Below are 22,858 nucleotides of genomic sequence, written 5' to 3'. Positions count from 1 at the left end.
CGCCGCTCAATGTGCGGCGGGCGCGTCGTGGACGAGGTCGGCGAGCGGGACGCCGACCTTCGCCAGGGACAGGGGCGGCGTCCGGCCGCTCGGGAACGTCGTCTCCCACCCGCCGCCGAGCGCCCGCGACAGGGAGACGAAGTCGGTCGAGATCGCGGCGGTGGCCTGAGCCAGGTTGACCTCCGCCTGGAGCACGGTCTGCGACGCCTGCAGGACCGTGGTGAAGGTGTCGACGCCCTGCTCGTAGCGCGACCGCGACAGCGACAGCGCCTGGCGCGCATCGCCGACCTGCCTGGACAGGCGTGCCCGCCGGCCCTCGTCGGCGCGCAACGCGGCGAGCGCGTTGACGATGTCGTGCCAGCCCTGGAGCACGGCCTTCTGGTAGGCGATCGCCGCCTCCTGCTGCCGGGCGCGCTGGAGCACGAGGTTCGCCTTGAGCCGGCCGCCGTCGAAGAGCGGAATCGAGATCGACGGGCCGACGTTCATGTACTGCAGCGACGACACCCGGAAGATCTTGCCGGGATCGACCGCGTTGCCGGTCGGGCTGGCGCTCAAGGTCACGGTCGGGAAGAACTGCGCCTCGGCGACCCCGATCTCGGCCACGGCGGCGTGCAGGTTGGCTTCCGCGGCTCGGATGTCGGGACGGCGCAGGACGAGGGTCGACGGGATGCCGACCGGCACCCGCGGCGGCACCGGCGGGATCGCCCGGGCGGTGACCAGCTCCTGCGACAGGGCGAGCGGCGCCTCGCCGAGCAGGAGCGAGATCGCGTTGATCTGCTGGATCTCCTGCTGCTGCAGCCCGGGCAGCTGCGCCTTGATCGCCTCGACCTGCTGCGCCGCGCTGGCGATGTCGAGGCCGGTGACGAGGCCCTTCTGCTGGCGCACCCGCACCACGTCGAGGATCTGCTCGTTGACGCGGATGTTGGCGAGGTTGATCCGCATCTGCTCCTGGGTGCCGCGCAGCTGCACGTAGTTGCGGGCGAGGTCGGACTGGCTCGAGACCAGGATGTCGCGGCGCTGATCCGCGGACGCGTCGGCCTGGGCCTCCGCGGCCTCGACCGAGCGGCGGACCCGGCCCCAGAGATCGAGCTCCCACGATGCGTCGAGCCCGAGGGTGTAGCTCTCGAACCCGTTGGTCAGCGGTGCGGTCGGGTTAGCGCCCCCCGCCCCGCCGCCGGTCAGGCCGCCGAGGGAGCCGGACAGGAGGCCGATCGTCCCGTTCTGGCTGTACTGCATGCGGTAGGCGTTGCCGGTGCCGCCGATCGTCGGCAGCGTCGCGGCGTTCGCGGTGGTGAGCTGGGCCCGGCTCTCGAACAGGCGCGCGGTCGCGGTCTTCACGTCGAGGTTCTGCGCGGCCACGCGCTCCTCGAGCCGGGTCAGGATCGGATCGCGGAAGGCCTGCCACCAGGCGATGTCCGGCTCGGCCTGGCTGGTGCGCGCCGTCAGGCGCCGTGCCGCCCGGGCCGGGACGCCGGTGTCGAGGTAGTCGCTCGCGTCGGCGAGCGGCGTCGGCGGAACGGAGAAGTCGGGGCCGACCGTGCAGCCGGCCAGGCCGAGCATCGCGCCGAGCGCGAGGAGGGAGACCCGGCCCGACAGCGCAGCCGAGGCCTTCGCGCGGGACCGGCCTTCGAACATTCGGCGGGATGTCATGTCAGTGTCCTCCGCCCTCGGCCTTGGCGGTCCGGGCCGATATCAGGAAGCAGAGCGGCACGACGAGGAACGCCAGCAGCGCCACGTATTGGTACACGTTGCTGTAGGCCAGGATCTGAGCCTGCTTCGTGTAGGTCTGGTAGGTCTGCGCGACGGCCTGCTGGTGCACCACCGAGGCGGCACGCCCGAGCGAGCGCAGCGTCTGCTCGGTCTCCTGGATCAGCGTGGCGTAGCCCTGTCGCAGCGGCGTCATGAACGTCGAGAGGTGGGCTTGGTCGGCCTGCGTCCGCTCCGTGACCGCGGCGGTCGAGAGCGAGATCCCGACCGAGCCGAACACGTTGCGGAACATCGAGAACAGCGCCGACGCGTCGCTGCGGTACTTCTGCGGCAGCGTCAGGTAGGCGACGGTGGAGATCGGCACGAACAGGAAGGCGAGCGCCGCCGTCTGGAGCGTGCGCATCCAGACCAGGGTCCGGAAGTCGATGTCGGGCGCGATCAGGCTCGAATAGAACATCGCCGCGCCCATGAAGGCGAACCCGAACATGATCAGGTAGCGGGTCTGCACGACCTTCATCATCAGGCCGACGAGCGGGATCAGCACGATCACCGCCACGCCGCCCGGCGACAGGATGAAGCCGGAATCGAGCGCGGTGTAGCCCAGCACCTGCTGCGCGAATTGCGGGATCAGGACCGAGCCCGCGTAGAGCAGGGCGCCGACCGCGCCGATGAGCAGGCAGCCGACGGCGAAGTTCCGGTCCCGGAACACCATCAGGTCGACCACCGGCGCCTTGGCCGTCAGCAGCCAGCAGATGGCGCCGAAGATCCCGAGGAAGGCGACGACGGCCATGATCCGGATGAAGGACGAGCTGAACCAGGCGTTGACCTCGCCGCGGTCGATCATGATCTGCATGCAGCCGATGCCGACGACGATCAGGGCCAGGCCGACGTAGTCGAGCCCGCGCGCGCGCTTCTCGGCCGCGGCCGGCGGGTCCTGGACCAGGTAGGCGTTGACGAACAGCGTGAGGATGCCGACCGGCACGTTGATGAAGAAGATCCAGCGCCAGGTCGCGTGCTCGACGAGGTAGCCGCCGAGCGTCGGCCCGAGGACGGGCGCGACCACCGTCGCCACCGCCGTGACCCCGAAGGCCGCCCCGCGCTTGGCCGGCGGGAAGGTGTCGAGGATGATCGCCTGCTGGCTCGGCTGCAGGCCGCCGCCGAAGAAGCCCTGCATCAGCCGGAACAGGATGATCTGCCCGAGGCTCTGCGACAGCCCGCACAGGAACGAGGCCACCGTGAACATGCCGATGCAGATCAGGAAGTAGCGCTTCCTGCCGATCGTGTCGGAGAGCCAGCCGGCGATCGTGAGGACGATGCCGTTGGCGACGAGGTAGGCGGTGAGCGTGTAGGTCGCCTCGTCGTTCGAGGCGGCGAGCGAGCCCGCGATGTAGGGCAGGGCCACGTTGACGATGGTGGTGTCGAGCACTTCCATGAACGCCGCCAGCGTCACCGCGATGGCGATGAGCCAGGGGTTGTGGGCGGGTTTCCAGTCGTCCGAGGCCCCGCTCACTTCAGCATCACCGTCGGCACCACGCTGATGCCGAGCGGCAGCGGCTCCTCCTTCCTCAGGCCGGAATCGATCACGATCTTCACCGGCACGCGCTGGACGATCTTGATGAAGTTGCCGGTGGCGTTCTCGGCCGGGAAGGCGGAGAATTTCGAGCCCGACCCGCGCTGGATCGACTCGACGTGCCCCTGCAGGTCGAGGTCGGGATAGGCGTCGATCGCGATCCGCACCCGCTGCCCGGTCCGCATGCCGTCGAGCTCGGTCTCCTTGTAGTTGGCCGTCACCCAGACGTCGGTGGTGACCAGCGACATGACCTGCTGGCCGGCGGTGAGGTAGTCGCCGGCGTTGACGTTGCGCTTCGTCACCCAGCCGTCCTGCGGCGCCCGCACCACGCTCCATTCGATGTTCAGGTTGGCCTGCTCGACCTGCGCCCTGGCCTGCTCGGCCTGGCCCTTGATCTGGTCGACCTGCTGCTCGGACTGGCCGATGTTCTGCTGGACCGGCATCGCCTGGACGAGGCGGGCCTGGGCCTGCTCGACCTGCGCCTTGGCCTGCTGGTAGTTGGACGCGTTGGTCTCGACCTCCTGCTGCGTCGTGGCCAGCTTGGGCAGGCTCCTCTGCCGGTCGTAGTTGGCCTGCTGCAGGGCGAGGTTGGCCTTGGCCGAGTCGAGGTTCGCCTGCGCGAGCTGGAGGGCCGCGGGGAAGTTCTTCTTGGCGATCTCGACGCCGAGCCGCTGGCTGGCGATCTGGGCGTTGCTCGCGGCGAACTGGCCCTGGGCCTGCTCGCGGCTGTAGACGAACTGGCGCTGGTCGATGCGGAACAGCGTGTCGCCCTTGTGCACGAACTGGTTGTCCGTCACCTCGAGCGCGATCACCTGCCCGGCCACCTGCGGCGCGATCGTGACGATGTTGCCGTCGGTGTAGGCGTCGTCGGTGCTGATCGTCCCGCGGGTCGCGAGCCAGTAGGTCACGCCGCCCCCGGCGAGCAGCAGCAGGACCACCACGGCGATCCCGATGACCCAAGGCCGCCGCTTCCTGCGCGCGCGCTCGTCGGTTCCCTGGTCGTCCCCGTCCGATTTCTTGCCGCCGCGGTCGTCCCGGTCCTTCGCGTCGCCGCCCTTCCGATCATCGTCGTCCTGCCGATGGTCGTCTCGCCCATCGTGGTCTTGCCGATCGTCGTCGCCGTGCCGATCGTCGTCGCCTTGCCGCTCGCGGGCCTGCCAGCCCTCGGAGCGGTGGTCGCGCGCGTCGCGGCTGCGACGGGGATCTCCGTGATCCCGCTCGTCCGCGTACGGCTCCTCGTCCCTGCCGTCGCGGGGCCGATCCCGGACGACGCGCAACGCATCGCGGGCGGGGCGACGGCGGTCGTCGGCATCGCGGGCTGGCCCGCCCTGCCGGGGCGGCGAGCCGACGTCGAGCAGGTCGCGTCGACTCCGCGACGGCCTGGACAGGCCGGACGAGGTGCTTGCATCGACGTCACGCATGGAATGAATGCAAACCTTTCGTCCCACCGCACGTTCAGCGAGACGGCGTGGGCGATCGTCCGTACGGTGCGGCGAGTTATCCGAACCGAACGTTTCGTTTCTACCCTCAATCTGGATGGTGATGTCAAGCGAAACGAACGGTTCGGCTGATGGCTCTCGGATTCGTGTGCCGCGCGGATCGCGCCGTCGCGAGGAGATCGCCGCTGTGGCGGAGCGCGTGTTCCTTCAGCACGGGTTCTCGGACACCACGATGAAGATGGTGGCGAACGAGGCCGGGGCCTCGACCGAGACGCTCTATCGCCATTTCGGCTCGAAGGACGACCTGTTCATCGAGGTCGTGAGCAACCGGACGCGCGATCTCAGGCAGCGGATCGAGACCGATCTCGGGAGCAAGGGCCCGCTCCCGGCGGTGCTCCGGGCCTTCGGCACGAACCTCTACGGCGCGATGATCATGCCCGAGATGACGGCGCTCGCCCGCATCATCGTCGCCGAGGTCCAGCGCAACCCGGCCCTCGGCGAGGCGTTCTACGCGATGGCGCCGGGCCGCACGCAGCGGCACCTGACCGACTACCTCGAGGCGGCCCGGCTCGACGGCGCGTTCATCGGCGACGACCCGTTGCTCGCCGCGACCATGTTCATCGGGTTGATCATCGGGAAGGTGGTTCCGGTGTGCCTGTTCATCCCCCACAAGGACGACGGCAGCCGCGCCGACATGGAACGGCACGTGGACGAGGCCGTCCGCATCTTCCTCGCCGTGTATCAGGCGGCGCGCCCCGCAGCGTGACGTGGGCCGGCTTCGTAGGCCCCGCGCTCAGCGCAGGAACCGACGGCGCGCCGGGGCGGCGACGAGGATCGCCGCCGGGCCGAGGGCGGCCGCGAGCATCACCACGAAGCCCAGCGTGATCATCGCAAGACCGTCGCCGGACGAGCGCGGGTGCCGGAGAAGCGCGCCGGCGTCACGGGCGCGGCCGGACGTGGAGGAAGCTGCGCTCCCCCGTCGCCGCCTCGGTCACGTGCTGGATCGCGTCGAGGAGGTCCGCCATCCGCTTCGGCGCCGAGGCGGGCATCAGGCGGCCGGCATCCACGCGGCGGGTGTCGGTCCGGCCGGCGGCGATCTGCGCCTGGCTCAGGGCATCGAAGTCGCGGCTGGGGCGTCGCTTCATGGCGGTGTCTCTCCTCGGGACACCGTGGCCGGCGCGTGGTTGATGAAGCGTTAACGCGGCGCCGAGGTCCGGCCCCGCAGCCTCACGCCGGTCTCGCCGTGTCCTCGGGGGCGACGGCGAGCCGGAGGAAGCTGACGACGCTCGCGACGGCGGCGAAGGCGCCGCCGAGCCCCAGGGCGAGCGCCGGCCCGTGCGCATCCGCGATCGCGAAGCAGGCGGCGACGAGCGCGGCGCCCATGGTCTGGCCGAGGAGACGGGAGGTGGCGACGATGCCGCTTGCCCCGCCCGATCGCGCCGGCGGCGCGCTCGTCATGATGGCACGCAGGTTCGGCGCCTGGAAGAAGCCGAAGCCCGCGCCGCAGATCGCCATGCGCCAGCCGATGTCGAGGACGGTCGGGCTCGCCGGCAGGGCGGCGAGCAGCCCCATGCCGACGGCGAGTCCGGCGAGCCCGATCCCGCCGAGCAGGCCCGGCGGGTAGCGGTCCGAGAGGCGCCCGGCCAGGGGAGCCATCAGCGCGACCACGACGGGCCACGGCGTCATCAGGAAGCCGGTCTCGACCTGCGTGCGCCCGAGCGTGTGCTGGAACAGGAAGGGCAGCGAGACGAAGGCGAGCCCCTGCGCCGCGAACGAGCACACCGAGGTCGTGGCGGAGAGGGCGAACAGCGGGCGCCGGAGGAGGTCGGCGGCCAGCATCGGCGCAGGATGCCCTGCCTGCCGCCGCAGCAGCAGCAGGAAGCAGGCGACCGAGCCGGCGGCCTCCGCCAGGATGCGCCAGAGCGGCCCCTCGTGCGCGGCCTCGCCGAGGCCGAGCACGAGCAGGGCGAAGGCGGACGCGTTGAGCAGCGAGCCGACCCCATCGAAGCGGTGGCCGGAGCGGCCGGTCTCCGGCAGCGCGGTCCAGGCCAGCAGCAGGGCGGCGAGCCCGATCGGCACGTTGACGGCGAAGAGCCACGGCCACGGCGCCGCGACGAGGATCAGCGAGGCGACGGTCGGGCCGACCGCGAAGCCGACGCCGACCACGAAGGCGTTGAGGCCGACGCCGCGCCCGAGCTGGTGGGCCGGATAGATGAAGCGGATGAGGGCGATGTTGACCGCCATCAGGGCGCTCGCGCCGACGCCCTGGAGCACGCGGGCCGCGACGAGCGTCGGCAGCGACCAGGCCAGCGCGCAGACGAGCGAGGCGCCGGTGAACAGGATCAGCCCGCCGACGTAGATCCGCTGCTGGCCGACGATCTCGCCCAGCGCCGCGATCGGCAGCAGCGTCGCCACCACCGCGAGCTGGTACGCGTTGACGATCCACACCGAGGCGCCGGGATCGACCCCGAGATCGGCGGCGATGGTCGGCAGCGCGGTGTTGGCGATGGCGGTGTCGAGCGTCGCCAGCGCGACGCCGGTGAGCACCGCCACCATCGCCCGCCCGCGCTGGGCCGGAGGCAGGCCGTGATGGGTCGGCGTGCTCGACGGTGCGGGCGGAGGGGACATCGTGGGCTGGGGCTCGCGGCGGCAACGCGTGCTGCATGCGGCCATGGCGGGGATGCTGGCAAGTGCGCCGGCAAGCGCAACCACACGGTGTTGCTACGCTCCGGGTGCATATCTCAATCGGGCCGACCGCGCCGTCGGTGAACCGGCGGCCGCCATCGACCCTACGCGGCTCTCCGGCCAGGCTTGGCGAGATCGCCTCCGCCCGGCCGTCGTGCCGGCCGACCGCGTCGTCGGAGGCTCAGCAGAACAACCGCCGGCCTTCGCGCCGGCCGAACACCCGGTAATGCGCCGCGCCCGAATCCACCTGCCCGCGGCTCACCGCGCGGCGAACGTCGGGGTTGCAGCGAAGGTACTCGGCCTCGTCGAACCCGAAGCGGCCGCCGCCGCGGCCGCGGTCGTCGTAACCCCGGTCGCGATCGCGGTAGCGGTCGTCACGGCCGCCATACCCGGATTCGCGCTCGCCGTAGCCGTAGTCCCGGCCGCCGTAGGGCTGGGACAAGGCCGGCGCGACCGATCCGGCGATCGTCAGGCCCACCACCATCACCGTGCAAAGCGTCTTCATCGATCCACTCCCGTCGCTGGCACTTGCAACGGCGTGCGAAGGCTTTGGTTCACATCGGCTCGGAGCACGCTGCGCCTGGGACTTCGCGACCCGCGGCATGTTGCATCGCCTGCCGAACGTCGAGGACCGACCGGTCCGATGTCGCGTTGCCCCCGCATCACCCCTTCGGATCGCGAGGAAGATCGACATGGCACAACCTACCTTTCCCGACAGGCCGGGCCACGGCGCCAACAGCGTCGAGCATCGCATCGGCCAGGACGTGGACGGCGTCGACCAGCTCAGCAGCGTCGTCCTGATGGGCCTCGCGATCGGCGGCGCGGCGCTGGCGCTGATCCTGGTGCACTTCCTGATCGGCTGAGGCGGGTCGGCTCGCACCTTCTCAACCGGAAGGCGAGGAACGATCGGATCGTGGCCGTGGTTTCACGCCGTGGCACCGACCCGGTGCGGCAGCAAGGACCCGGCACCGATGACCAAGACCCGTTTCACAGCCTCTGCGATCGCGGCCGCGGCCTTCGGCGCCGTCCTGATGTCGGCCGGCGCCGTCTCCGCCGCGACGCCGGCGCCCGCGCCGAGCCTCGTCCAGCCCGAGGCCCCGACCGTGCAGGTGCGGATGACGCGCCGCTCGATGATGCGCCACCACACCATGCGGCGCCACATGATGCGCCGTGGCGGCGGACGGACGATCAGCACGAAGCTCGGTGCCAGGACGCGCTGAAGGCGCCTTTGAAGACGCGACGATCGAGGGGCCCGTCCGGGGAGATCCGGGCCGGCTTTCTCGTGTGGAACGGAGACGGCGCAAGCTGGTTCTTCAGCAGAGTTTGGTAATCCACCGGAGGAAACACATTGTCTTTCAAGTCGATCACGCTCGCGTCCGCGTTCGTCCTGACCATGGGCACCGCCGCCTTCGCCCAGGGCGGAGCCTCCAACGGCGGCCCCGGCAGCCCGGGCGCCGGGCCGTCGGCCGGCGGCACGATCAGTGAGGGGTCGGCCGCGAGCCAGTCGTCCACCACCACCGGTACCGTCCCGAACGCAGGCACCACCGCGCCGAGCGCCACCACGGCGCCCGTCGCGCCCGGTGCCGCCGGCAACGGCGCGGGCCCGAGCGCGGGCGGCACCGTCAACAGCGGCAGCGCCCCGACCGCGAAGTAGCCTTCGCGACGACGGCACGTCGTTCAGCCCGCCCGGTTCGCCGCGGCGGGCTTCTTCGTGCGCTCGCCCGCCCTGCCGGCATCGCGCCCAAGGGCGGGGCGATGCGATCCCGCGTCCTCGCCGTGTCTCGCGCGCGACGGCGCCGTTTGACGACACCCGCGCCGACCGGACCGGTGGACGCGCTGGAGATCCCCGTGCCGCACAGACAGCCGCTTCACCTCTGGATCGTGCGCCACGGCGAGAGCGCCGGCAACGTCGCCCGCGATGCGGCGCAGGCCTCGGGCGCGGCGCGGATCGACATCCCCGAACGCGACGTGGACGTGCCGCTGAGCCCGCTCGGCCACCGGCAGGCCGAGGCGCTCGGCCGCTGGTTCGCCAGCCTGCCCGAGGACCAGCGTCCGAACCTCGTCCTGGCCTCGCCCTACCGCCGCGCGGTCGAGACCGTCGAGGGGATCCGCGCCGCCGGTGCGCTGGCCGCGGACACCCCGCCGCTCCTCGTCGACGAGCGCCTGCGCGAGAAGGAGTTCGGGATCCTCGACCGGCTTACGCGCGCCGGAATCGAGCAGCTGCACCCGGAGCAGGCGGCGCTGCGCAGCGACCTCGGCAAGTTCTACCACCGGCCGCCCGGCGGCGAGAGCTGGTGCGACGTCATCCTGCGCCTGCGCGGCGCGCTTGACACGATGGCCCTGCACTACGAAGGCCAGCGCATCCTCCTCGTCGCCCACCAGGTGGTCGTCCTGTGCCTGCGCTACCTCCTGGAGAACATGACTGAGGGGGAGATCCTGGCGATCGACGCCGAGGGCGACATCGCCAATTGCGGGGTCACCGAGTACGTCCCCTCGGCGCGCGCCACACCCGGTGGTGCCCTCGACCTGATCCGCTACAACTTCGTCGCACCCCTTGAGGCACAGGGCGCCACCGTTACCTCCGAACCCGACACCAAGAGCTGAGCGACCGTCAGACCCTTGGGGCAAGGACCGGAGGGAAGCCATGAGCGCCGTCACACCGCTGACCGAGCACGTGCTCCGCGGCATGGCCCCTCCCGATCCGGACGGCGACAGCAAGGATGGGCGCGGCTGCGTCCTGATCGTCGCGGGCTGCACGGCGCTGCCGGGCGCCGTCCTGCTCGGCGCCAACGCGGCGATGCGCGTCGGGGCGGGAAAGCTGCAGATCGGCGTCTGCCGCGACCTCGCGATCCCGATCGGGATCGCCGTGCCGGAAGCCCTGGTGATCGGCCTGGCACAGACCGAGGCCGGCGGCATCGGGCGCGCCTGCGCCGACGATCTCGCGCAGCGGGCCGGCGCGAGCGACGCGATCCTGTGCGGGCCGGGGATGAGCGAGGACGCGGACACGGAAGCCGTGGTCGCCGCGCTCGTCCGTGGGGCGGACACGGCAGCCATCGTCCTGGATGCCGGGGCGCTCACCGCGTTGCGCGCCGATCCGGACCTGACGCGCCGCCTGCCCAAGCCGGCGATCATCACCCCGCACGCCGGCGAGATGGCCAAGCTGCTGGACATCGACCGGGAGGCCGTCGAGGCCGACCCGCTGGCGGCGGCCCGCCGGGCCACCGAGCGCTTCGGGACGATCACGGTGATGAAGGGCGGCCGGACGCAGGTCGTCTCCCCCGACGGCCGCGCCTGGTGCTACGAGATGGGGCATGTCGGGCTGGCGATCTCGGGATCGGGCGACACGCTGGCGGGCCTCATCGTCGGCCTGCTCGCGCGCGGAACCCAGCCCGAAGCCGCGGCGCTGTGGAGCGTCTACGCCCACGGCGAGGCGGGCCGCCGGCTGGCGCGCCGCTACGGCGGGATCGGCTTCCTCGCCCGCGAGCTTCCGGCGGAGGTGCCGTGCATCCTCGCCGAGGTGATGACTTAAGCCGCGGCACCGCCGCCGCCCCACGCATACGGGAGAACCATCGATGTCGGAGCCGCCGGACGACAACCTGGACCACTACGCGCTCGGCTTCTACGCGCCGGGCAAGAACCTCCGCCGCGAAGACTGCCCCTATGCCGAGGGCATGGCGGCCCACGACCAATGGCTGGCCGGGTACGACGCGGCGGTCCGCGGCGACAGGCTGGACGATCGTCCCGCGTGACGCGCCTGTACGGATCGCCGTAGTTCGGGCGGCGGTTTGCTTTTCGGGCCCGAAGCGTCTCGACGCAGGGCATCGGTCCGAACGATCGCCTCCGACCGGCGCACGGCTCCGGCGGGAATCGTTCGAAGCCGGAGGGATGGCCTGTCTGGCGTTGCGATCGCGCCGCGACGCCGAAGACGGACCTCGATCCGGCGGCGTCGAGTTCGAGGGGCTACCAGGGCACGACCTCCCCGGCATGGTCGAGGAAGACGCAGCCGGATCCCCCGAGGCGACCTTCCAGGACGGCCACCATGCCCCGCGCGCTGGTCTCGACGTCGAGCGTCGCCCGCCGGCCGCCGAGATCCGTGCGGACCCAGCCCGGATGCATCAGCACGACGCCCCAATCGGCCTTGGCGTGCTGCCCGGCGAAGGAGCGGGCCAGGGTGTTGAGCGCCGCCTTGCTCGCCCGGTAGCTGCTCCAGCCGCCGCCGCGGTTCAGCGACACCGAGCCGAGCTTCGACGTCATCAGGACGACGAGACCGCCCGGTGCGACGCGCTTGTGGAAGGCCTCCGCGAAACGGATCGGGCTGAGGGCGTTCGTCTCGAACACCGCCGTCGCGACCGCGCGCGGCATCGCCGCGGCCGGCGTGCCGGCCTGCGTCGCGACGCCCGCGACCACGAAGACGAGATCGAAGGCTGGAGCCTCCGCCAGCCGCGTGCGCAGGGCGGTCACCGCCGCATCGTCGTCGATGTCAACGCCCGTCTCGATCCGCAGCGTGCCGGCGCTCGCGAGCTCGGACAGGGCGGCCGACGGCCGGCGCACGGTGGCCGTCACCGCCCAGCCGCGCTCGAGGAACCGGGCGACGAGACCGAGGCCGAGCCCGCGGGAGGCGCCGACGATCAGCGCACGGCGCGCACTCATCGCGCGCCTGCCCGGGCGCCCCGGAAGGACGTCGCCGGGCATGGCGAAGCGGGGCTTGGCCCGTCGCTTGCGCGGGCACCGGAACGGGCGGGGCGGGACAGGGGCATCGCCTCAAGATAGCCCCCGCGGACGGCCCGTCGAGAAACCGGTTTGTCGCGTGCGATCCGGAGCGGATGGCGCCGGCTCGCGTTGACCCCACGACCCCGCCATTCAGGACAGCCACGATGCATGCGACACGACTCGCGGAGACCGAGGCGACTCTCGCCCAGACCGATCGGGTCTGGCGAACCGAGGTGAGCCGCCTCTACGGTCCCGAGGGCGTCCTCCGTTTCGGCTACGGCCCGGAAGGGCGCGGCGCCGACGGCTCGCCCGTCCGGCGTGCCTACGAGGCGCGGCGTGCCGCGGTGGCGTCCTGGCGCCACGAGCGGCGGCCGCCGGGCTAGGTCCGGCAGCCCGGCCATGTCGCCTGCGATGGCCTCGATCCTCGGCCTGTGGTCGGCCTACTGGGCGGCGATGTTCGCCCAGATCGCCCACCTGCGTTCCCTCGACGACGGTGTCGGCGCGATAACGTGCGGCCGGGTCGCGCGAAGCCTCCTCGTCGTCGGCGTCGCGTTCTTCCTGGTCGCGAAGGGCGGCTAGAACGTGCGCTGCTCCGGTCGAAAGGACGGCGTCAGGCGTCGTCTTCCGGGGCGAAGACCTCGCCGACCTCCGCCAGGCGGACGTTGGCCGCGTCGGTCGGGAGATGCAGCAGCCCGCGGTACTCCGCGAGCAGGCGACGCATCTCCCGGTCGGCGGCAGGGGCGTCGGCCGACACCGGCGAGGTCGTATCGCAGCGGTCGACGAGCTCCGCCGTCCTCCGGTCGACGGCAGCCCGATCGGATGGGCTCAGCCCGGCGAGCCCGTCGAACCCGAGATCGCGGGCGACGAGGGCCGCGATCTCCTCCCGCTTCGTGTCCAGGTCCGACATCGCCGCCTCCCCGAGCCTGCTTCCGGCTCTCCGTCGCCGCATTCCGCGTCCGGAGCGACAACCGTGCCGCCGGCGGTCGCCCGCGCGGCCCGCTAGGTGAAACGCTGCGCCGAGATCGGGTCGCTGGCGGGGAAGGTCTCCTCGAGCCCTTCGTCGAGCAGCCGCTCCCGGCGCTGCGCGGGGCCGTCCACCCCGTTGCGTCCGGCCGGGATCGAGGCCGTCGCTGGGTTCACGCCCCGGCTCGCGCCGCCGGTCGCGCCGCGGCGGCCGCCGGCTCGACCGAGGAAGCCCGCCTGCCACAGAAGGTAGCCGAGGCCGACCGCCAGGGTGCAGACGATGACCCGGAGGTCGAACTCGCTCCGCGGTGCCGGTGCCGGACGGTCGCGGCCCTGCAGCATCCAGCGCTTGGCTTGAACGAACGTCTGGCCCGCATCGCGGACCTCGCCCTCGGACAGCAACGCCCGCGCTGCCGGGATCAACTCGTGCTTGTGGCGGTGAAGGTACTGGTCGACGAGGAAGGTCGCGTCCTCGAAGGCATCCAGCCACCCCTCGGAGCCCGTCCGACGCTGTCGCGCCAGGTCCGCGAGCTGGCTCATGAACGCCCGGTGCTGCTCGTCCAGCGCATCAACCAGCGTCCGCGTCTGCGCGCGCCGGCCGAGGGGGGCGTAGAGGCTGACGGAGACCGCCTCGGCATGTGCTTCGAGGCGATCGATGAGCTCGCCGAGAAGGCGCTCGCGGCTCCGCACGGCACCCGGCCCCTGCGATGCCTTCGGCGCATCGTGGATGAGTTGCTCGATGTTCGCGTGGTCGCGCCCGATGAGCTGCCAGACATCCATGATGGTACTCCTTACCGTTGTACCTGCTAACCGCCCCGCCCACCGGCCGTTCCTCCATCCGCCCGTGCTCGGGGCGCAGCGTGCGCAACGAATCGCCGGGGCGGGCCGCGTGAATGAACCGCCGGTGCACTGCCGCATTGGGGGAGGCAGGAGCACCCCATGCCGATCGACGACACGCACGAGCCTCAGACCGTCAACCTCTCGACGCCGGACGCGGCCGCCTACTGGGCGCGCAAGCTCCAGGTGCCGGTGGAGACGCTCGGGGCGGCTGTGGAGGCCGTCGGCCACGACGCCGAGAAGGTCGCGGCGCATCTCGGCCTTCCCTGGCCGTACGAGGCCAGCGGCATCGTCTGACGCGACGCTTCGCCGGCCCATCGGGCCGGTGGGCGATCGAGCACCGTTCCGACCGTGCCTGTCGGGACACGCCGCGCGACGACGTGGGCCGGGCGGCGCAACCCGGACGCATCCCGCAACGTTCTGGCACCGGACCCGGGTCAACCGGGTGCCTCAGGAGAAGACGATGTTGGTACGTTTTGGAGTCGGCTTTGCGCTCGCGACGTTTGCGGCGACCGCAGCGATCGCCGCTCCGGTGTCGCAGGAAGACAAGGCCGCGATGCAGCTGCTCTGCGCCGGCGACTTCGCGACCTTCTGCACCGGCCTGCCGCTCGAGGACGGCCCCGAGACGCGCGCTTGCTTCAACAGGAACATGTCGAAGCTCTCGCCCGGGTGCCGCAACGCGATCGAGGCCTACAAGAAGAAGGGTTGAGGCCCGCCCCACCGGCGCCCCGAGCCGCGTCGCGCGGCCGGTTCCCGCCCGGCGGTAGGCATGGAGCTCCGCGAGGCGGAATCCGGCTCTCGTCGCTCGGCCTTCCGGCGGCAAGCGTGCGCCGATCCGGACCGCACCCCGAGGCCGCGCTCACCCCAGGGTGATCGCGCCGTCGCTCTGGTCGATCGTTGCGACGCGCGGGCCGCGAATGTCCAGATCCCGCTGTTCCCAGGCCGATAGGGCGGCGTTGACGGCTTCGACGATCGCGCCCGGGGAGCCGCCCATCTGCGGGCGGATCGCCTCGACCAGCCGGGTGACGATCGTCTGCTCCTCCAAAGGGTGAGCCGGCATGGTCGCCTGGCGGCAGTACGCCGCATAGACGTTCTCCGCGATGGCGCGGGCCGCGCGGTCGGGATCGGGCGTCTCGCTCATTCCAGAAAAGCCTTTCGCGTCGGGGTGCTCGGAAGACGCTGTTTCGCGCGTCGCCCGCTTCGTTGGGTGCAGCTTCGGCAGGCCCGCGGTCAGGGGGACGGCTCCTGCAAGGGCTTGCCCTTGTCGACCACGTAGACCGACAGGACCTTGATCGTCCTGTCGCAGACCACCGTGTAGCCCGCGTGCGGCACGCCGCGCGGGTTGATCCCGCGCTCGCCGGCCGGCCGTTGCTTCGGTTCCTTGCCGGACATCTGCACCGTGCCGCCCTCGATCACGTAGAACGACTCCTCGCCGTGGTGGACGTGGCGGGGCGAGGTCGCACCCGGCGGAAACTCCACCAGCTGCATGATGATCTCGCGCGTGTCGTCGCCGGAGACCGGCGCGCGGCCGAGCTCGGTCCGCATGATCTCGTGCACCACCGTCTCCTGCGCCATCGCCGAGCCCCCGAAACCGACTCCACCGGCCGTGCAGGCCAGCGCGAGCCCGCCGCTTGCGTACCATCGCGTCATCGCCTCGCTCCGTTCCTACGGTGCCACCGCATCCCCATCGAAGCCGTGGGCGTCGAAGATCCGGCGCACGAGGCCCGACCGCTTCGCCTCCGCAAGCCACGCCGTCACCGAGGCGAGCGCCGCCGGCCGGCCCTTCGGCACCGCGACGGCGACCTGCGTCCGCTGGAAGCCGCCGGTGACGATCCGCGAGCCGGGGACCTGCGCCACGATCGGCTGCAGCGTGTCTCGCGACAGGGCGAAGGCGTCGGCCGCTCCGGTTCGCATCCGATCGATCGCCTCGGCCACGGAAGAGACGGCCACCGGCCGGGTCCGCGTCAGCGTGCGGCCCGAGGCGCGGATCGTCGTGGTCCCGTCGATCGCCACCACCTTGAGATCCGGCCGGTCGACCTGCGCGACGTCGACGATGCCCGACGCGCCGGTCACTAGGTAGGTGCTCTCGAGGTCGTAGTAGCCCGGCCCGAAATCGAGCACCTGCCGACGCGCCGCATCGACGGGCATGAAGCTCACGTCGATCGTCTCGGCCTGGAGGGCCGCTGCCGCAGCGCCCGAGTTCGGGAAGAGGGTCACGGCCAGCGGCAGGCCCACCTGTCGCGCAAGGTCTGCGCCGAGATCCGCGGTGACGCCCTCGGGCGTCCCGTCCGGCGAGCGGGCGACGAAGACGAGGCCGGCGGACGGCGCCTCGACGAGGCCGACCCGGAGCGTGCCGGTCGGCGCCAGCCCGGCCTTCGCGGCGGTCTCCTGCACAAGCCCGGGAAGCGTCATGGCGGCGAGGATGGCGAGCGCGGCCGGCAATCCCTGGGCGAGCGGCATGGGTGGCGTTCCCGGAGTGGTTTCTTGCCGTCCGCTGTACACCGTCGTCGAAGCGGGTCCCATGCGGGCGGAGCGGGAACCGCCGACGAACGTTGCGCCATGACACGCGGTCGGAGCGAGCCTATGGAAGTCAGCGATCTGAAGAACCCGCCCTTCGTGGTGCTCACCTACCGAGACGGGCACGTCGTCGTCGAGGAGGATGCCGCCACCGAGGTGGCCGCCCGCCTGCGCTTCGCATCGGCGGTCGACCTGTGCGAGACGCGGGACGATGCGCATGCCCACCGGGTCGAGCTGCGATCGGGCGAGGCCGTGATCGACACTTGGCCGAAGGCGGAGCGTCCCTAGGGCGACCGGCGCTCGCCGACGCAGGAAACCCGGATCGCGCGAGCGTCCCGGGGTTCCTGCGTCGTGCGCCGATCGAGAGGGCCGGTCGCTCAGCGGTGGTGACGCCGGTGATGGCGCCGCATCATCCGCATCCCGCCCATGCGGGGGCGCATCATCCCGCCGGTGCGCGCGCCGGCGTGCATTCCGCCCATGCGACCGTTGCCGGTCGCCGCCGCGTTGCGATCGAGGCCATCGCCCGGTGACGCCATGCCGGCGGTGTTGGCGCCGAGCAAGAGGCCGAGCGCCACCGTTGCGCCGAGGATGAGCTTGTTCATTCTGTAGAGCCTTACACGGCGCTGCGCCGTGACGTCAGAACAGGGATCGGCAGTCCTGGTTCCAGAGATAGGATCGTCGCACGTCGGGATCGCTCGGTTTCTGCAATATTACATCCGATACCCACGCGTTTCGTTCGAACGGCACTTGACGAGATAGGCGAGCCCGCAGAGCCATAGCTTTTCCGGAAAAGGAGTGCCGCCTTGGAAGATCAGCTCGAATATCAGCCCAATACCCCCGTCGGTCTCACGGCCGACATCGTCGCGGCCTATGTCTCGGGCAATCATGTCCAGGTGGCTGAGCTGCCGACGCTGATCGCCAACGTGCACGCGATGCTGTCCGAACTTCGCAACGGCAAGCCGGCCGAGCCCGCGGGCCCGGAGAAGCCGACGGCGGCTCAGATCCGCAAGTCGGTCACGCCCGACGCGCTGGTCTCCTTCCTCGACGGCAAGCCCTACAAGACGCTGAAGCGCCATCTGAACGGGAACGGCCTGTCGTTCGAGGAGTACAGGACCCGCTACGGCCTGCCGGCGGACTACCCGTCGACCTCGGCGAACTACTCCGCCACGCGCTCGGCGTTGGCGCGCTCGCTCGGCCTCGGTCAGCAGCGGCGGAAGCAGCCCGCGGCCGCCGCAGCGGTCGAGGCGACCGCCGAGGCTCCGAAGGCGCGCGGACGCAAGCCCAAAGCCGCCGAGTCACCCAAGGCCGTAGAGGCGTCCCAGGCCGAAGGAGCGCCGCCGTCGGCTCCGAAGACGCGTGGCCGCAAAGGCAACGCCAAGACGGTCGCCGAGCCGGCCTGACGCCGTTCGACGCCCCGTCCCGTGGGTGGATCGGGACGGGGCCGGATCGCCCGGCGAGAGCGTGCTACTCCGCCTTGCGGTGCCCGCGCCCGTGCTGCGCCTTGCCGGCGCCGGCCGCGGCTGCAGCCTCCTTCTCGGCCTTCCCGACCGTCGCCGAGCTGGTGGCGGCGTCGCTCGTCGCACCGGCCGGCGCGTTCGAGGCTGCGGATTTCGGCTGCCCCTTGCCCTCCGTCGGCGCCTCCGCCTTGCCGCCTTCGAGAACCTCGGGGTGGCCGGCCCCCGCCTCGGCGCTTCCGGCCCGCTGCACCTCGGCCGCCCGCTCGGCCTGCGCGCTCGTCGTCTCGTGCTGCTGACCGTCGCCGGACCGACCCTTGGCTGGGTTCGACATCATCACATCCTCTCTCGTGGTCACGCGGCAACCGCCCGCATCGATCACGGTTCGGGCGCCGCCGAAGCGTGCGACGAAACGCCGAGCCGCGTCATCCGCTCTGGACATCGGCCGCCGGCCCGGGGGGGCGAGCGCGTGCAGGCCGCGACCGTCGCGAGGACGGGCGAGCGGATGGTCCGCACCGGGACGAGGCGGTCGCGGACGAGAGGGGGAGCCGATCGGATCAGCGTTGCGGCATGCGCCTGATCGAGCCGACGTTCTCGGGGGAGAGGTCCGCCTCGAAGGCGCCGTGATGGTGGACGGCGACCTGCCTCGGCTCGGCCGGGCGCGTCTTTTCGGACGACGCGTCGCCCTCCGGACGATCCGGCGTGACCGATCCGAGCCGGAAGGAGGGCCGATCCTGCAGGTTCCAGGCCTTGGCCGGCTTCTGGTCTCCGCAGCCCTCGCACACGGAGACCAGCCACGATTGCCACAGGCCGTTGGTCTTCTCCTGCACCGATTCCGCTCGCTCGCGATGGGCCGAAGCGAGAGAGAAGGTATCGAGGTCGCCCTGCTTGCTGGGTTCGGGCAACTTGCGAAGCCGCTCGAGCTTCGTATTCCAGGTTTCGCCCCCGGTCCTGGGGGGAACGTTCGTCGTCACCGTGTCGAGCGTGCTGCGATCCGGCTCGCACCCGATACAGATGTTCCGGATCATGCCGTCCTCGACGTCGCCGGGTGATCTCGATCGGTCCGATACCGAGCCCGCATCACGGCTCGGCGGTTTGGTCTGCCCGACGGCGGTCGTGGTCACCGCCTTCTCGTTGACGGGCGGGATCGCACCGGTCCGGATGTCGCCGGTCTGAGCGGTCGCCGTCGCCGCGGGAAGGATACACAGCACAAGGGTGGATAGGATCATGCGCTTTGCTGTCATGGCTGCCTCCATGACAAGTCAATCTTCTGCGCTGTCGCTGGTTCGAGGCCATTCGGCAGCGAAAAACAGAAACTATTTCTTCCGTTCCGATCGGCTCTCGAGAATGTCCACGAACGGCTTCGAGATCACGTGTCGGCCCGCCGCATCGTAGATCTCGACCGTCCAGGCCGACCAATCGCGCCGCGCGCTGCCGAGCATCAGGTCGATCGCGACCCGCTCGGCGTGGAGGCGCATGAGCGCCCAGGTCGGCAGCCGCCTGCCCTGGAGATCGGCCACGAGGTCGAAGCCGTTCGTGCAGTGGAAACGGTAAAGCGGTGTCGGCATTGGCCTTCTACCCCGCCCTCCACAGCATCTCACCGTTCCGTGGCCCACCGTGCTCGCCATGGTTGAACCGTCGGCCCGCTTGCTGTTTGTTCCTTGTATGTTCTTGGACAACTCGGAGCCGCGATGCACCCCCAGCCCCACCAACCGCCTGTGGAGATCCGGCTCACCGAGGCCGAGACGATCGCGCTGGCCTACCGGAGGGCCGCCCGCGGCGATGCCTGGATCGCGCTGGTGCAGGTGGTCGAGGACGCGCTCGCAGACCTGGCCGAGGCCGAGCGCCGGTCGCTGCGGCGGGACCGGCTGGTCTCGCGCGGCTACGTCCGCGGGCAGCTCTGACGGAGCGCGGCCACGGCCATCGCGGGCGCCGGATCATCAGGCGGCCGTGGGCGGGCCGGACGGCACGTCTCGGCCGTGCGGGCTTTCCTTCGCCCCGCGATGAGGCCGACGGCGATCCCTTCTCCCGCCCGCTGGCGATCGATCGGCGGCTTTCTCGGGAGCACGGTCGGCGTACGCGAGCCGACACCCGCGCACCGTGCGGCGCGGCCGAGGGTCGCTCCGCGCCGGGCGATCGGAACGGCCGTTTCGACCCGGGGTTTGCTCCCCACGTCCCGAGGCTGCGGCGCAGGCTTCGCGCCGGCCGACCGATTGGAGCACCCATGTCGAACAAGCACCCGAAGACCGATACGCCGACCGATGCCGACCTGAAGGGCAATCCGGGGATCGGCCAGTCCCGAGGCCTGACGGGTCACGACATCGAGGACATTGAGGCGGACTCGACGGTGGAGGGCGACACGGCCAACGAGACGAAGCTCGACGGCGGGATCGATCCGAACCACCAGGGCCGGACCAACAAGTAAGGGGCTTGCGTTCGCGGGGCGCAGGACATGCGCCCCGCCCATGACCGCCCGCGCATCAGCGCCGAATTTCCGGCCGGCGGCATGGGCGATGGCACGATCGGCATGGGCCGATCCGCGAGCCGGGGCGCACCGGTCCATGACCACGCTGCCGAGAGCGATCCGTCGCCTCCGCCGCGGCCCAAGCCGGCACCCAAGCCGACCGGGAACGAGACCGTCCCGACAAGGTGGTGTTCGGGGATGTCGATCGGGCAGGGGGAGCTTGGCTCGCCCGCGTGCCGCCCATCCGAAAAAGCGCGCCCGGGGGACAGCGCCCTACCGGTCGATCTCAGTGCTCATCGGAGGCGTGGATTGATGGTGCTGCGAGGGGGGATCGAACCCACGACCTCCTCATTACCAAAAGTGTCGCACCCGGATCATGAGGGTCTACAGAGGTATATGCCGGCGGTACTAGGCCCCTGTTATAGGTGAGCTTTTCGGGATAACTTGGTTTACGTGGCGATGCTGGAGTTTTGCTGCTCGGTGCTGCCCATGTGCTGTCCAAGGAGCGCTAGGCGATGAAAGTGAAGCTCACTGACGCGCTCGCCGCTCGGGTAGTTCTGCCGGAAGGGGTGAAGGATGGAGTCGTCTGGGACGCCGATATCATCGGCTTCGGACTGCGCATCCGCCCCGGCGGAAAAACGTGGATCTTGAGCTACCGGCCTGCTGGTACAGGCCGAAGCGCCAACACGAAGAAAATGAAGCTGGCGACGCTCAGCGCCGTCGCCAAGGTCGCCGACGCCCGGAAGCTCGCTTTGATCGCCCTCGGGCAGATCGCGCGCGGTGCCGATCCGCTTGGAGATCGCGCGCAGCACCGAGCCAAGGACCGCGCCCGGTTGGGCGAGCTGCTCGACCGCTACGACGCGAACCTGGAGCGCCGGCAGTACGTGAACCGCAAGTCGGTGATGAGCGCATTGCGCGGCAGGCTCGCCGCCCTTCTGTCTCGCGATGTCACGACGATCACGGGTGCCGAGTACGCGAAGATCATCGAGGGCATCAGGGCCAAGGGCCTGGCCGGCGCCGCGGATATGTTCCGCACCCTCTGCCGGGCATTCCTGACGTGGTGCGTGTCGGACGCCAAGGTTCTCGCCGTCAATCCTTTGGCCGGTCACCGGAAGGAACGTGCAACGCGCGCCGACAAGGTCTCGAAGGTGATGAAGGGGCGGGCGCTGTCCGATGCCGAGCTTCTTCGGATCTGGCGTGCTGCCGACCCCCGGACCACGATCGGCAGGTTGATCCGCTTCCTGATCCTGACCGGATGCCGCCGGGGAGAAGGAGCCGGCGTCACCTGGCAAATGGTCGACGAGGTCACTGGCGTACTCGATCTCCCTGCCATCTTCACGAAGCAGGGGAGGGGGCACAAGGCGCCGATTGCTCCGCAGCTGCGCGTGATCCTCGACCTATGCGAACGCGACGCCCGGTCCGAACTGGTCTTCCCGTCGGTGAAGACGGGGAGGGCGATGAACGGTTGGACGAAGCTCGTCGACGGCATGCGCAAAGCGTCCGGCGTCGATTTCGGCCTGCATGATCTCCGGCGCACCTTCCGGACCGGCCTTTCCAAGCTCGGCATCGACGCCGACACCGCGGAGATCTCGATCGGCCACGCCCGCGAGGATCTCGAGGCGATCTACAACCGGGACGATGCGATCCCGAAGCTGCGCTTCGCCTTCGCGGCCTGGGCGGATCACGTCACCGCTCTGGACGAAGGCTCGCATGAATTAAGCGCTGCCGCATGAAGCTCCTGAATGAGGCCGAGGTGCGCGCCGCGCTCGAAGACCCGCACTGGCCGCGGCGTCTGTGCGGGAATGCGGAGCAGGAAGTGGAGCACGAGATGGGGCTGGCGTTCATTCGCCATGCGGCGGTCGAGCGTGGCGAAGATCCGGATGCAGTGCTCGAAGCCGTGCGGTCCGAGACGCCCCTTGCCCGGACCGTTCGCGGGCTCCTTGGCATCCTCTCCGACCTCCCGCATCGGAATGGCCCGCCATCGAAGGCGGTCGATCGGATCAGCGAGTACTTCGTCATCGAACGCATACGAGCCCAAGGGCTGAAAGGCGACGAGGTGTTCGAGGCGGCGCTTGCGCAGCTTTTGGCCGCCGCATGACGGTCGACAGCCTCAAACGAGCTTACTACCGCACCAAGAAGCAGATGATCGTTCCTCAGGGCCTGAAGCGCGTTCGCGTCACATGCGAGGTGGCAAAACCCGCTTGAGGTTTTGCCACTGGATTCCACGGTCCGCGACAAGGCACGGTTCTCTCAGGAGTTCTTCAGGTGCCGGGACGGGGCAAGCCGATCATGAACCATCGCGGAAGGATGGAACGACCGAGCCTCTGATGTCGCCTTGGGCACATTCGAGATTGGCTAGCAGTGATTACCCGCCGAAAGCGTCGCGGGCAGGCAACGTCTTCCCAGCGTATGTATGTCAGAGCAGACCAGTATCTGTATGTCAAAATGCGCTTAATTTTGCCCCATGCGGGCAAATCGCAAAAACTATACCGTCATGAACTTGACGATTGCT

General features: G+C 70.5%; 34 protein-coding genes. 18 read left to right on the top strand and 16 right to left on the bottom strand.

The genetic code is table 11. From position 1 onward, the window contains the following. Nucleotides 1-6 precede the first annotated feature (6 nt). From FV227_RS11605 to FV227_RS11595, 3 genes are read right to left on the bottom strand one after another with little or no spacing between them, the layout of a single operon-like run. On the bottom strand, nt 7-1,650 hold the full coding sequence (locus tag FV227_RS11605) for an efflux transporter outer membrane subunit (RefSeq protein ID WP_246686507.1): 1,644 nt from the start codon (nt 1,648-1,650) through the stop codon (nt 7-9). Between the two features lies 1 nt (nt 1,651). Next, nucleotides 1,652-3,217 (bottom strand): DHA2 family efflux MFS transporter permease subunit, encoded by a 1,566-nt coding sequence (locus FV227_RS11600; RefSeq protein WP_147858973.1) that lies wholly within the window; start codon nt 3,215-3,217, stop codon nt 1,652-1,654. Beyond that, on the bottom strand, nt 3,214-4,218 hold the full coding sequence (locus tag FV227_RS11595) for an HlyD family secretion protein (RefSeq protein ID WP_246686506.1): 1,005 nt from the start codon (nt 4,216-4,218) through the stop codon (nt 3,214-3,216). The genes FV227_RS11600 and FV227_RS11595 overlap by 4 nt, the downstream gene beginning before the upstream one ends. A 138-nt stretch (nt 4,219-4,356) precedes the next feature. Here FV227_RS11595 and FV227_RS28985 point away from each other — a divergent pair, with 138 nt between their 5' ends. Both FV227_RS28985 and FV227_RS11590 read left to right on the top strand, forming a co-directional pair. After that, nucleotides 4,357-4,848 carry a hypothetical protein gene (locus tag FV227_RS28985; protein ID WP_187274773.1) on the top strand — a complete coding sequence of 164 codons (492 nt, stop codon included), beginning with the start codon at nt 4,357-4,359 and terminating at the stop codon, nt 4,846-4,848. A gap of 55 nt (nt 4,849-4,903) precedes the next feature. Then, complete coding sequence (locus FV227_RS11590; protein WP_187274772.1) at nt 4,904-5,482, top strand: TetR/AcrR family transcriptional regulator; 579 nt, start codon at nt 4,904-4,906, stop codon at nt 5,480-5,482. A gap of 172 nt (nt 5,483-5,654) precedes the next feature. Here FV227_RS11590 and FV227_RS11585 read toward each other — a convergent pair whose 3' ends face one another. The 3 genes from FV227_RS11585 to FV227_RS11575 all read right to left on the bottom strand — a co-directional run bounded on the left by FV227_RS11585 (nt 5,655) and on the right by FV227_RS11575 (nt 7,906). Then, nucleotides 5,655-5,861, bottom strand: coding sequence for a hypothetical protein (locus FV227_RS11585; protein ID WP_147727098.1), 207 nt, complete (start codon nt 5,859-5,861; stop codon nt 5,655-5,657). Between the two features lie 82 nt (nt 5,862-5,943). After that, nucleotides 5,944-7,344, bottom strand: a complete 1,401-nt coding sequence (locus FV227_RS11580) for an MFS transporter (protein WP_147858971.1) — start codon at nt 7,342-7,344, stop codon at nt 5,944-5,946. 238 nt (nt 7,345-7,582) lie between these two features. Beyond that, nucleotides 7,583-7,906: a hypothetical protein gene (locus FV227_RS11575; RefSeq protein WP_147858970.1), complete on the bottom strand. Its 324-nt coding sequence runs from the start codon at nt 7,904-7,906 to the stop codon at nt 7,583-7,585. A gap of 187 nt (nt 7,907-8,093) precedes the next feature. On the opposite strand from FV227_RS11575, the gene FV227_RS28980 reads away from it, so the two are divergent. From FV227_RS28980 to FV227_RS11550, 6 genes are all read left to right on the top strand, one after another. Beyond that, on the top strand, nt 8,094-8,264 hold the full coding sequence (locus FV227_RS28980) for a hypothetical protein (protein ID WP_187274771.1): 171 nt from the start codon (nt 8,094-8,096) through the stop codon (nt 8,262-8,264). A 108-nt stretch (nt 8,265-8,372) separates the two neighbouring features. After that, nucleotides 8,373-8,621 (top strand): hypothetical protein, encoded by a 249-nt coding sequence (locus FV227_RS11570; RefSeq protein WP_147841898.1) that lies wholly within the window; start codon nt 8,373-8,375, stop codon nt 8,619-8,621. Nucleotides 8,622-8,749: 128 nt separating this feature from the next. Continuing rightward, complete coding sequence (locus FV227_RS11565; protein WP_147858969.1) at nt 8,750-9,055, top strand: hypothetical protein; 306 nt, start codon at nt 8,750-8,752, stop codon at nt 9,053-9,055. A 194-nt stretch (nt 9,056-9,249) separates the two neighbouring features. After that, nucleotides 9,250-10,005, top strand: coding sequence for a histidine phosphatase family protein (locus tag FV227_RS11560; protein WP_147858968.1), 756 nt, complete (start codon nt 9,250-9,252; stop codon nt 10,003-10,005). Between the two features lie 40 nt (nt 10,006-10,045). Continuing rightward, nucleotides 10,046-10,930 carry an NAD(P)H-hydrate dehydratase gene (locus tag FV227_RS11555; RefSeq protein WP_147858967.1) on the top strand — a complete coding sequence of 295 codons (885 nt, stop codon included), beginning with the start codon at nt 10,046-10,048 and terminating at the stop codon, nt 10,928-10,930. A 43-nt stretch (nt 10,931-10,973) separates the two neighbouring features. Continuing rightward, nucleotides 10,974-11,150 (top strand): ribosome modulation factor, encoded by a 177-nt coding sequence (locus tag FV227_RS11550; protein ID WP_147729007.1) that lies wholly within the window; start codon nt 10,974-10,976, stop codon nt 11,148-11,150. 211 nt (nt 11,151-11,361) lie between these two features. Here FV227_RS11550 and FV227_RS11545 read toward each other — a convergent pair whose 3' ends face one another. Continuing rightward, on the bottom strand, nt 11,362-12,051 hold the full coding sequence (locus FV227_RS11545) for an SDR family NAD(P)-dependent oxidoreductase (RefSeq protein ID WP_147729006.1): 690 nt from the start codon (nt 12,049-12,051) through the stop codon (nt 11,362-11,364). A 224-nt stretch (nt 12,052-12,275) separates the two neighbouring features. On the opposite strand from FV227_RS11545, the gene FV227_RS11540 reads away from it, so the two are divergent. Then, nucleotides 12,276-12,494 carry a hypothetical protein gene (locus FV227_RS11540; protein ID WP_147729005.1) on the top strand — a complete coding sequence of 73 codons (219 nt, stop codon included), beginning with the start codon at nt 12,276-12,278 and terminating at the stop codon, nt 12,492-12,494. A gap of 16 nt (nt 12,495-12,510) precedes the next feature. After that, nucleotides 12,511-12,690 carry a hypothetical protein gene (locus tag FV227_RS11535; protein ID WP_147729004.1) on the top strand — a complete coding sequence of 60 codons (180 nt, stop codon included), beginning with the start codon at nt 12,511-12,513 and terminating at the stop codon, nt 12,688-12,690. 31 nt (nt 12,691-12,721) lie between these two features. Here the strand turns inward: FV227_RS11535 and FV227_RS11530 are convergent, their stop codons facing one another. Then, a complete protein-coding gene (locus FV227_RS11530) occupies nt 12,722-13,018 on the bottom strand; it encodes a hypothetical protein (RefSeq protein ID WP_147729003.1) in 297 nt (98 codons plus the stop codon). Nucleotides 13,019-13,110: 92 nt separating this feature from the next. Then, nucleotides 13,111-13,854, bottom strand: coding sequence for a hemerythrin domain-containing protein (locus tag FV227_RS11525; RefSeq protein ID WP_147858966.1), 744 nt, complete (start codon nt 13,852-13,854; stop codon nt 13,111-13,113). A gap of 159 nt (nt 13,855-14,013) precedes the next feature. Between FV227_RS11525 and FV227_RS11520 the strand changes: the two genes are divergently transcribed. Then, nucleotides 14,014-14,208, top strand: coding sequence for a DUF3606 domain-containing protein (locus FV227_RS11520; protein WP_147728722.1), 195 nt, complete (start codon nt 14,014-14,016; stop codon nt 14,206-14,208). A gap of 148 nt (nt 14,209-14,356) precedes the next feature. Further along, nucleotides 14,357-14,620: a hypothetical protein gene (locus tag FV227_RS11515; RefSeq protein WP_243934143.1), complete on the top strand. Its 264-nt coding sequence runs from the start codon at nt 14,357-14,359 to the stop codon at nt 14,618-14,620. Nucleotides 14,621-14,770: 150 nt separating this feature from the next. Here the strand turns inward: FV227_RS11515 and FV227_RS11510 are convergent, their stop codons facing one another. The 3 genes from FV227_RS11510 to FV227_RS11500 form a co-directional block, all read right to left on the bottom strand. Next, nucleotides 14,771-15,052, bottom strand: a complete 282-nt coding sequence (locus tag FV227_RS11510; protein ID WP_147728720.1) for a hypothetical protein — start codon at nt 15,050-15,052, stop codon at nt 14,771-14,773. An 89-nt stretch (nt 15,053-15,141) separates the two neighbouring features. Beyond that, nucleotides 15,142-15,561, bottom strand: coding sequence for a cupin domain-containing protein (locus tag FV227_RS11505; RefSeq protein WP_147858965.1), 420 nt, complete (start codon nt 15,559-15,561; stop codon nt 15,142-15,144). Nucleotides 15,562-15,576: 15 nt separating this feature from the next. Continuing rightward, nucleotides 15,577-16,371 carry a transporter substrate-binding domain-containing protein gene (locus FV227_RS11500; RefSeq protein ID WP_246686505.1) on the bottom strand — a complete coding sequence of 265 codons (795 nt, stop codon included), beginning with the start codon at nt 16,369-16,371 and terminating at the stop codon, nt 15,577-15,579. A gap of 123 nt (nt 16,372-16,494) precedes the next feature. On the opposite strand from FV227_RS11500, the gene FV227_RS11495 reads away from it, so the two are divergent. After that, on the top strand, nt 16,495-16,716 hold the full coding sequence (locus FV227_RS11495; protein ID WP_147728718.1) for a hypothetical protein: 222 nt from the start codon (nt 16,495-16,497) through the stop codon (nt 16,714-16,716). A gap of 89 nt (nt 16,717-16,805) precedes the next feature. On the opposite strand, the gene FV227_RS11490 is transcribed toward FV227_RS11495, so the two are convergent. Further along, complete coding sequence (locus tag FV227_RS11490) at nt 16,806-17,030, bottom strand: hypothetical protein (RefSeq protein WP_147728717.1); 225 nt, start codon at nt 17,028-17,030, stop codon at nt 16,806-16,808. Nucleotides 17,031-17,231: 201 nt separating this feature from the next. Here FV227_RS11490 and FV227_RS11485 point away from each other — a divergent pair, with 201 nt between their 5' ends. Further along, complete coding sequence (locus FV227_RS11485; RefSeq protein WP_147728716.1) at nt 17,232-17,828, top strand: MucR family transcriptional regulator; 597 nt, start codon at nt 17,232-17,234, stop codon at nt 17,826-17,828. 64 nt (nt 17,829-17,892) lie between these two features. Here the strand turns inward: FV227_RS11485 and FV227_RS11480 are convergent, their stop codons facing one another. The 3 genes from FV227_RS11480 to FV227_RS11470 form a co-directional block, all read right to left on the bottom strand. Further along, nucleotides 17,893-18,219 carry a hypothetical protein gene (locus FV227_RS11480; RefSeq protein WP_243932627.1) on the bottom strand — a complete coding sequence of 109 codons (327 nt, stop codon included), beginning with the start codon at nt 18,217-18,219 and terminating at the stop codon, nt 17,893-17,895. A gap of 220 nt (nt 18,220-18,439) precedes the next feature. Beyond that, entirely contained in the window at nt 18,440-19,138 is a 699-nt protein-coding gene (locus FV227_RS11475; protein ID WP_147858964.1) for a hypothetical protein, read from the bottom strand. 60 nt (nt 19,139-19,198) lie between these two features. After that, the gene (locus FV227_RS11470) at nt 19,199-19,450 is read right to left on the bottom strand and encodes a hypothetical protein (RefSeq protein WP_147729059.1); all 252 of its coding nucleotides are present in this window, start codon (nt 19,448-19,450) and stop codon (nt 19,199-19,201) included. A gap of 123 nt (nt 19,451-19,573) precedes the next feature. On the opposite strand from FV227_RS11470, the gene FV227_RS11465 reads away from it, so the two are divergent. From FV227_RS11465 to FV227_RS11450, 4 genes are all read left to right on the top strand, one after another. Further along, nucleotides 19,574-19,786 (top strand): hypothetical protein, encoded by a 213-nt coding sequence (locus tag FV227_RS11465; RefSeq protein ID WP_147729058.1) that lies wholly within the window; start codon nt 19,574-19,576, stop codon nt 19,784-19,786. Between the two features lie 320 nt (nt 19,787-20,106). After that, nucleotides 20,107-20,307: a hypothetical protein gene (locus tag FV227_RS11460; protein ID WP_147729057.1), complete on the top strand. Its 201-nt coding sequence runs from the start codon at nt 20,107-20,109 to the stop codon at nt 20,305-20,307. Nucleotides 20,308-20,861: 554 nt separating this feature from the next. Next, nucleotides 20,862-22,079, top strand: coding sequence for an integrase arm-type DNA-binding domain-containing protein (locus FV227_RS11455; protein WP_147858963.1), 1,218 nt, complete (start codon nt 20,862-20,864; stop codon nt 22,077-22,079). After that, nucleotides 22,076-22,444, top strand: a complete 369-nt coding sequence (locus FV227_RS11450) for a hypothetical protein (RefSeq protein ID WP_147858962.1) — start codon at nt 22,076-22,078, stop codon at nt 22,442-22,444. The genes FV227_RS11455 and FV227_RS11450 overlap by 4 nt, the downstream gene beginning before the upstream one ends. The last annotated feature ends 414 nt before the right edge of the window (nt 22,445-22,858 follow it).

The organism is Methylobacterium sp. WL119 (genome assembly GCF_008039875.1).
GTDB lineage: Bacteria > Pseudomonadota > Alphaproteobacteria > Rhizobiales > Beijerinckiaceae > Methylobacterium.
This window is presented reverse-complemented; position numbering and strand designations above follow the sequence as displayed.

Bases quoted from the DNA above. Each gene is read 5' to 3' on its own strand.
- FV227_RS11495 (WP_147728718.1), top strand. From the start codon at position 16,495: ATGGAAGTCAGCGATCTGAAGAACCCGCCCTTCGTGGTGCTCACCTAC.
- FV227_RS11500 (WP_246686505.1), bottom strand. From the start codon at position 16,371: ATGCCGCTCGCCCAGGGATTGCCGGCCGCGCTCGCCATCCTCGCCGCC.
- FV227_RS11580 (WP_147858971.1), bottom strand. From the start codon at position 7,344: ATGTCCCCTCCGCCCGCACCGTCGAGCACGCCGACCCATCACGGCCTG.
- FV227_RS11455 (WP_147858963.1), top strand. From the start codon at position 20,862: ATGAAAGTGAAGCTCACTGACGCGCTCGCCGCTCGGGTAGTTCTGCCG.
- FV227_RS11605 (WP_246686507.1), bottom strand. From the start codon at position 1,650: ATGACATCCCGCCGAATGTTCGAAGGCCGGTCCCGCGCGAAGGCCTCG.
- FV227_RS11460 (WP_147729057.1), top strand. From the start codon at position 20,107: ATGTCGAACAAGCACCCGAAGACCGATACGCCGACCGATGCCGACCTG.
- FV227_RS11545 (WP_147729006.1), bottom strand. From the start codon at position 12,051: ATGAGTGCGCGCCGTGCGCTGATCGTCGGCGCCTCCCGCGGGCTCGGC.
- FV227_RS11510 (WP_147728720.1), bottom strand. From the start codon at position 15,052: ATGAGCGAGACGCCCGATCCCGACCGCGCGGCCCGCGCCATCGCGGAG.
- FV227_RS28985 (WP_187274773.1), top strand. From the start codon at position 4,357: ATGGTCGTCTCGCCCATCGTGGTCTTGCCGATCGTCGTCGCCGTGCCG.
- FV227_RS28980 (WP_187274771.1), top strand. From the start codon at position 8,094: ATGGCACAACCTACCTTTCCCGACAGGCCGGGCCACGGCGCCAACAGC.
- FV227_RS11525 (WP_147858966.1), bottom strand. From the start codon at position 13,854: ATGGATGTCTGGCAGCTCATCGGGCGCGACCACGCGAACATCGAGCAA.
- FV227_RS11475 (WP_147858964.1), bottom strand. From the start codon at position 19,138: ATGGAGGCAGCCATGACAGCAAAGCGCATGATCCTATCCACCCTTGTG.
- FV227_RS11450 (WP_147858962.1), top strand. From the start codon at position 22,076: ATGAAGCTCCTGAATGAGGCCGAGGTGCGCGCCGCGCTCGAAGACCCG.
- FV227_RS11555 (WP_147858967.1), top strand. From the start codon at position 10,046: ATGAGCGCCGTCACACCGCTGACCGAGCACGTGCTCCGCGGCATGGCC.
- FV227_RS11520 (WP_147728722.1), top strand. From the start codon at position 14,014: ATGCCGATCGACGACACGCACGAGCCTCAGACCGTCAACCTCTCGACG.
- FV227_RS11530 (WP_147729003.1), bottom strand. From the start codon at position 13,018: ATGTCGGACCTGGACACGAAGCGGGAGGAGATCGCGGCCCTCGTCGCC.
- FV227_RS11540 (WP_147729005.1), top strand. From the start codon at position 12,276: ATGCATGCGACACGACTCGCGGAGACCGAGGCGACTCTCGCCCAGACC.
- FV227_RS11575 (WP_147858970.1), bottom strand. From the start codon at position 7,906: ATGAAGACGCTTTGCACGGTGATGGTGGTGGGCCTGACGATCGCCGGA.
- FV227_RS11550 (WP_147729007.1), top strand. From the start codon at position 10,974: ATGTCGGAGCCGCCGGACGACAACCTGGACCACTACGCGCTCGGCTTC.
- FV227_RS11585 (WP_147727098.1), bottom strand. From the start codon at position 5,861: ATGAAGCGACGCCCCAGCCGCGACTTCGATGCCCTGAGCCAGGCGCAG.
- FV227_RS11570 (WP_147841898.1), top strand. From the start codon at position 8,373: ATGACCAAGACCCGTTTCACAGCCTCTGCGATCGCGGCCGCGGCCTTC.
- FV227_RS11465 (WP_147729058.1), top strand. From the start codon at position 19,574: ATGCACCCCCAGCCCCACCAACCGCCTGTGGAGATCCGGCTCACCGAG.
- FV227_RS11535 (WP_147729004.1), top strand. From the start codon at position 12,511: ATGTCGCCTGCGATGGCCTCGATCCTCGGCCTGTGGTCGGCCTACTGG.
- FV227_RS11470 (WP_147729059.1), bottom strand. From the start codon at position 19,450: ATGCCGACACCGCTTTACCGTTTCCACTGCACGAACGGCTTCGACCTC.
- FV227_RS11505 (WP_147858965.1), bottom strand. From the start codon at position 15,561: ATGACGCGATGGTACGCAAGCGGCGGGCTCGCGCTGGCCTGCACGGCC.
- FV227_RS11490 (WP_147728717.1), bottom strand. From the start codon at position 17,030: ATGAACAAGCTCATCCTCGGCGCAACGGTGGCGCTCGGCCTCTTGCTC.
- FV227_RS11480 (WP_243932627.1), bottom strand. From the start codon at position 18,219: ATGATGTCGAACCCAGCCAAGGGTCGGTCCGGCGACGGTCAGCAGCAC.